Origin of the sequence: Pseudoduganella sp. RAF53_2 (genome assembly GCF_052113985.1) — a bacterium.
Classification (GTDB): Bacteria; Pseudomonadota; Gammaproteobacteria; order Burkholderiales; family Burkholderiaceae_D; genus Rugamonas.
On sequence record NZ_JBFRDW010000426.1, the window covers coordinates 1 to 5,284 of the forward strand.

The window sequence follows — 5,284 nt, forward strand, 5'->3', positions numbered from 1 at the left end:
GCAGACCAACTGTGCCCAGCAGACCGATCGCCAGGCAGACCAACTGTGCCCAGCAGACCGATCGCCAGGATGACCGCGGCAATCAGCGACTCCAGCAAGGCAATACCTTCCTGCCGGCGCGTAGTTCGGAAATGGCGTTTGTTCATGGTGGGCATGCTCTCGAGTCGGTACCGTTCTTGGTGGGGTCGCATTTGGATGCCAGTCCGGCCAGCGTGATCACAAGCGCTACCGCCGGGACCTCGCCCTTGTATTTCGCCGCCGGGTCGAACTGGAGGCGGGTCAGGCGCGGATTGCTGTTGGTATCCACCCAGCCCACTTCTGTGAAATAGACCGCAGTGGCATCCGATGGTTGCACCGAGGGCGCCATGATATTGCTCTGCACGAGGCGGTCGGCCGAACGGAATACAGACTTGAAGCCGGCTGCCCCAAGCGGATCGCCTGGCGCAGCAGTCGCCGTGGTAGACCAGACTCCACTGTTGCTATTGCACGGTGTGGTCGCGGTGGGGAAGCAGATATCGATCTGCCAATCCATCTGGCCATTGGTGGCATTGTTCGACACCGTAAAGCGGGTGCGCGCATTGTGTACCACCGCCTGCCGCCGTGCCGTGCTCAGGCCATCGGCATAGAACTCGGACGTCAGCCTGGCCTTGTTGGTCACCATCCATTGCGTCATGGCCGGAATGCCAAGGAACATCAGGGCTGACAGAATGCTCACGCCAACCATCAGTTCGACCAGCGTGAAGCCGCGCTGTGATCTTAGTTGGAGCATTGGCCACCCTTTTTGTCTACCCAGCATCCGGCGTTGGTGCCCCATCCCGTCGGGCTGCCGGTGGTCGCGCGATTGCCGCTCTGGTCGATGGTGTACACGAAACCGTTCATCTTGCCCTTGCCGGTCGCCGTCACCGTATAGCTGGAGGCGGTGGCATTGCTGAGYGCGTAACTGAAATTGGCGCTGGCGCCAGGGAAGCTCTGGGCGGTGTCGAAGCCCACGTAAGTGCGGTTATTGGCCCAGAACTGTTCAGCGGAAGACTGGGCGCCGCCCAAGCCCGTGAACGCTTCAGTCAGGCGGCCGCGCGTCACGTAGTCGGTGTACGCCGGAATGGCGACCGCCGACAGGATGGACACAATTGCCACCACGATCATGACTTCCACCAGCGTGAACCCTTGTTGTGCGCGTTTCATCTTTTTAGCTCCAGCTTAGACTTTGATAAGCCTAGTCTAGCCACCGAAGCTTGCATTTCCCTGAGGAAATCCTGACAAAACCCTGACAAGGACAGTTTTTTTGCGGTTCAGACCGGGAAACGGACCGTAAATACGGCGCCCTGCCCGCCTGCCGGTGTGTCGATGCTGACATTTCCCCCGTGGGCGGATGCGATATCGCGCACGATGGCGAGGCCCAATCCGCTGCCGGTGGTCTTCTCGTCCAGGCGTACGAAGCGGCTGAAGACGGCTTCGCGCTTGGCCGGGGGAATGCCGGGGCCGGAGTCTTCCACCGTCAGCAAACCGCCGCCCTTGTGCGGGAAGCAGGAGACGGTGACCGTGCCTTGCGGCGGGGTATAGCGCAGCGCGTTGTCGACCAGGTTGTCGATCAGGTCGCGCAGCAGGAAGCGGTCGCCGCGCACGGTGGTCGGCTGCAGCTCGAAGCCCAGATCGATCTGCTTGCGGCTGGCCTGTTCGACGAAGTGCTGAATCGACTCTTCCACCAGCTGGTCCAGCGACAGCGGTTCCAGCCGCTCTTTTTCGAAATGGGCAGGTTCGGCGCGCGCCAGCGCCAGCAGCTGATTGACCTGGCGGATCATGCGCTCGGTCGATGACAGCATCAGGTCCAGCGAATGCGCGGAAGCGGGCGAGCTRTGATGCTGCTCCATCCATTCGAGCTGGGTGCGCAGGCCCGCCAGCGGCGTGCGCAGCTGATGCGCCACATTCGCCAGGAAGTCCTGCTGTGCCTGGGCGCCGTCGCGCACGCGGTCCAGCAAGCCATTGAACGCCGTCACGACGGGCGCCAATTCCTGCGGCACTTCGGCCGGCGGTATCGGCGACACATCGTCGGACGGGCGCGCCTTGATGTCGGAGCGCAGGCGCTGCAGCGGCTGCAAGCCGCGCGTGACGGAGAACCACACCAGGCCGGCGGACGCAATTGTCAGCAGGGCCGCCAGCGGCAGCATGGCGCGCACGATGGCGGCACGCGTCTGCGCGCGCTTGCGCTGGGTCTTGGCGACGATGATGGTGGCCCGCTGGTCACCGGCTTTGCCACGCACTGACACCATACGTACCGGCTCGCCATGCAGTTCGCCGTCAAAGGCTTGTGATGTGGCACGCGATGCGAGCACTGGCAGCACGGCATCGCCTGCCGCCAGGCGTCCGCTCGCATCGCGTACGGAAAAATAGACGGCATCGGTATCGTCATTGCGCAGCACCTGTTCGGCCTGACGCGGCAGGTCGACCACCAGCTGATCGCCGTGCAGTTGCAGGCGCGCGCCGAGGGCGCTGGCGGCGTCCGTCAAGCTTTGATCGAAGGCTACTTGCGCCGGCAGCCAGGCCAGCGCGTAAATCAGCGCCCCGCCGGCGAGGTTGAGCAGCAGGATAGGCCCGATCAGCCAGCGCAGCAGCCGCAGGCGGATGCTAGACATTGGCGGTGGGCTCCAACATATAGCCGAAACCGCGAATGGTCTTGATGGTGATGCCCGCATCGGCGGTCTTCTGGCGCACGCGCGAGATGTAGACTTCCACCGCATTCGGCGTCACGTCTTCGCCCCAGGGCAGGATGGCGTCGATGATCTGCTGCTTGCTCACCACACGCGAGCCATGCTGCAGCAGGTATTCCAGCACAGCCCATTCACGTACCGAGAGGTCGATGACTTTGTCGCGCACGCGGGCACGTTTCGCGCCCGTGTCCAGAACAAGATCGCCCATCGACAGCACCGTAGGATTCGGCGCATTACGGCGTGCCAGCGCGCGCACGCGCGCCACCAGTTCCGGCGTGGCGAAAGGCTTGACCAGATAATCGTCGGCGCCTGTTTCGAGGCCGCGCACGCGGTCTTCCACCGCATCGCGCGCCGTCAGCAACAGCACCGGCAGCTGGCTGCCGCGTGCACGCAGACGGCGTACCACTTCGAAGCCATCGATGCCCGGCAGGCCGATATCGAGAACGGCCACATCGGCTGCCTGCGGACGCTGCAAGGCCACGTCGGCATCACTGCCATTGCGCAGGACATCGACCGCCATGCCATGACCTGTCAGCACCCGCGCCAGACCATCGGCCAGTACGGCATCGTCTTCCACCAGTAGTACGTGCATGTAAAGCCTTATGTTTGAAGTGAGCGCATTATCCCTTCAGGATGAGTTGGTTTCAACGGTGCGCCACCAAAAATCGCTTTGGAGTATTGCAAATGTAGGACTAGCCTGACAAAACCTTATGTTACCAGCCTACATTTGGGCGGTAACCCGTCTTATGTTCGTAACCTACATAGGAAATTAAAGTAATACCAACGCGATCGGCAATGTGCGGGAACGAAATCCCGGCCCGCAAAGTCCAAAACCGGGCGCCGAAGCAATCGAATTACTTTAAGCACTGTGAGGATAATATGAACAACGTCCAACTTGACGCTTCCGTTAAGAGCTCGCTCTCCCGCGCGATGCCTGTAGGTTCCCAGGAATTCAAAATGGCGTCCCGTCCGGTTGTCAGCTATAGCGGCACCCAGCAGAATGAGTTGCTGGCGGCCCTGCCTCGCGATGTCCTGGAGTCTCTGTTTGAACACCTGGAACTGGTCCAGCTGCCGTTCGGCAAGGAGCTGTTCGAATTCGGCAGCAAGCTTGAATACGTGTATTTCCCGACCACGGCGATTGTCTCCCTGCTGTACGTGATGGAGGACGGCGCCACCACCGAAATTGCGGTGGTCGGCCACGAAGGCGTGGTCGGCGTGTCGATGTTCGCCGGCGAACGTGCGATGAGCACCGGTGTCGTGCAGAGCGCAGGCTACGGCTATCGCCTGAAAGCGCAAGCACTGCGCGATGCTTTCAACCAGGGCGGCGCCCTGCCCCAGCTGCTGATGCGCTACAACACCGCGCTGTTCGCCCAGATGGCACAGAATGCTGTCGGCGGCCGCCACAGCTCGATCGAGCAAAAGCTGTGCCGCTGGCTGCTGGACCGCCTTGACCGCTCGCCATCGAACGAACTGAAGGTGACTCAGGAAATGATTTCGATCATGCTGGGTGTGCGCCGCGAATCGATTACGGCCGCCGCCGGCAAGCTGCAGGAAGACGGCATGATCACCTACCGCCGCGGCAATATCACCGTGCTTGATCGTGAAGGTCTGGAACGCTACGCGGGTGAGTGCTATAAGGTGGCGAAAACGGAGTACGATCGCCTGCTCGCTGATGTAGCATGCTGCTAGGCTTCTCCCCGACCGGGGTGCTCTTCAGAGGAATGAACACCTCGATGCATGTGCCCTGGTCACCTCGTCCGCGGCGGATATTCAAGGTTCCGCCCAACAGCAAGGCCCTCTCCCGCATCCCCAGCAAACCATGAGACATCGGCTTGGCCAGCGTATTGGCCGCGATGCCGATGCCGTCGTCGATAATGCGCAGCACCAGCTGTTCGTTATTCCGGCGCAGCGACACGGAGACACGCGTGGCACGCGCGTACTTGCGGATATTGGTCAGCGATTCCTGCACGATGCGGAACAGCGCGATAGACAGCGTCGCTTCGCCGGCCTTGGAAATGGCATCGACCTCCGGACCGATTTCGGTTTCGACCGGCATATTCGACAGGCGGGCGAACTCTTCGCAATAGCTGTCGATCGCCGCGCACAGGCCGAGATTGTCCAGCAAGCTCGGGCGCAGATTTTCAATGATGCGGCGCTTCAGCTCCACCGTGTCGACCAGGGTGCTGCGCGCGCGGCGCAACTGGTCGGCCAGTTCGGGATGCGTTTGCTGCAGCTGGCGCGAGACGTTGGCGATGTCCATGCCGATCGAGGTCAGGTTGGCGCCCATCTCATCATGCAACTCACGCGACAGGCGCTTCTTCTCCTCTTCGCTGATCGAGATCAGGTGGCGCGACAGGATCGATAGCTGCTCGGTACGTTTGGCCACCATCGATTCCAGGCTTTCGTTCGACAGCTGCAATTGGCGCTCCACGGCCGCACGGTGCACGAAGCTGCGCCGCACCAGCTGGTAGAACATGATCAGCACGACAATGGCGACGGCATTGATGCCCGCGCCCATGATGACGGCCTTCTGGTATTCCTGATAAAAATTGGTGCTGCGCTCGGCCATGGTCTCGCCC

The 5,284-nt window shown here is 61.7% G+C and carries 6 protein-coding genes; 1 reads left to right on the top strand and 5 read right to left on the bottom strand.

All coding sequences use genetic code 11. From position 1 onward, the window contains the following. Window positions 1–142: 142 nt before the first annotated feature. The 4 genes from AB4Z11_RS21905 to AB4Z11_RS21920 all read right to left on the bottom strand — a co-directional run bounded on the left by AB4Z11_RS21905 (window position 143) and on the right by AB4Z11_RS21920 (window position 3,297). Window positions 143–769, bottom strand: a complete 627-nt coding sequence (locus tag AB4Z11_RS21905) for a pilus assembly FimT family protein (protein ID WP_442027651.1) — start codon at window positions 767–769, stop codon at window positions 143–145. Further along, window positions 757–1,182, bottom strand: a complete 426-nt coding sequence (locus tag AB4Z11_RS21910; protein ID WP_442027652.1) for a type IV pilin protein — start codon at window positions 1,180–1,182, stop codon at window positions 757–759. The genes AB4Z11_RS21905 and AB4Z11_RS21910 overlap by 13 nt, the downstream gene beginning before the upstream one ends. Window positions 1,183–1,289: 107 nt before the next feature. Further along, window positions 1,290–2,630, bottom strand: a complete 1,341-nt coding sequence (locus tag AB4Z11_RS21915) for a sensor histidine kinase (protein ID WP_442027653.1) — start codon at window positions 2,628–2,630, stop codon at window positions 1,290–1,292. Further along, complete coding sequence (locus AB4Z11_RS21920) at window positions 2,623–3,297, bottom strand: response regulator transcription factor (protein ID WP_442027654.1); 675 nt, start codon at window positions 3,295–3,297, stop codon at window positions 2,623–2,625. The genes AB4Z11_RS21915 and AB4Z11_RS21920 overlap by 8 nt, the downstream gene beginning before the upstream one ends. Window positions 3,298–3,584: 287 nt before the next feature. On the opposite strand from AB4Z11_RS21920, the gene AB4Z11_RS21925 reads away from it, so the two are divergent. Then, entirely contained in the window at window positions 3,585–4,394 is an 810-nt protein-coding gene (locus AB4Z11_RS21925) for a Crp/Fnr family transcriptional regulator (protein ID WP_442027655.1), read from the top strand. Here AB4Z11_RS21925 and AB4Z11_RS21930 read toward each other — a convergent pair. After that, window positions 4,291–5,284, bottom strand: a 994-nt coding sequence (locus AB4Z11_RS21930; RefSeq protein ID WP_442027656.1) for a sensor histidine kinase, incomplete at its 5' end; no start/stop codon positions are given. The two genes, AB4Z11_RS21925 and AB4Z11_RS21930, sit on opposite strands and share 104 nt — an antisense overlap.